Origin of the sequence: Candidatus Pantoea communis (genome assembly GCF_011752685.1) — a bacterium.
Taxonomy (GTDB): Bacteria; Pseudomonadota; Gammaproteobacteria; order Enterobacterales; family Enterobacteriaceae; genus Pantoea; species Pantoea communis.
The window spans coordinates 1-527 of record NZ_VWXC01000076.1 but is presented as its reverse complement, the minus strand read 5'-3'; the positions used below and the strand labels follow the sequence as shown (position 1 = coordinate 527).

The 527-nt window shown below is 46.9% G+C and carries 2 tRNA genes; both read right to left on the bottom strand.

Annotated features, from left to right (window positions below):
- Positions 1-187 precede the first annotated feature (187 nt).
- Positions 188-263, bottom strand: a tRNA-Ala gene (locus tag F3J37_RS27920).
- Positions 264-416: 153 nt separating this feature from the next.
- Positions 417-493: transfer RNA gene (locus F3J37_RS27915), tRNA-Ile, on the bottom strand.
- Between the last annotated feature and the right edge of the window lie 34 nt (positions 494-527).

Here is a 527-nt window from a genome sequence, read left to right as displayed (position 1 = left end):
CGTTTTACAACGCTGCAGACTGCAAGCATTTGAGAGACTCGAACACATCGTTTATTCATTCTTATTACGGAGAATGAATACGACGTGTCGTTTCAATTTTCAGCTTGTTCCGGATTGTTAAAGAGCATAATACTTCGCAGCACACCGTTGCCGGTACACTCTGAAGTATTGTTTTGAGTCACTGTAATGGTGGAGCTAAGCGGGATCGAACCGCTGACCTCCTGCGTGCAAGGCAGGCGCTCTCCCAGCTGAGCTATAGCCCCATACAGTTACTGCAGAGACCTTCTACTACCACTCACCAGGAGTTACTTTTTCATTTACATGAAAACGTAAATTCGTGCTCAGGCAAGGCATGTACGAAGGACGTTTACTGTTGGGTAAACGACTGAGTACATAACGTCGCATGAGTGCGAATTTGGTAGGCCTGAGTGGACTTGAACCACCGACCTCACCCTTATCAGGGGTGCGCTCTAACCACCTGAGCTACAAGCCTGTAGAGGTTTTTTCTGCTCGTTACTTTTCTATCA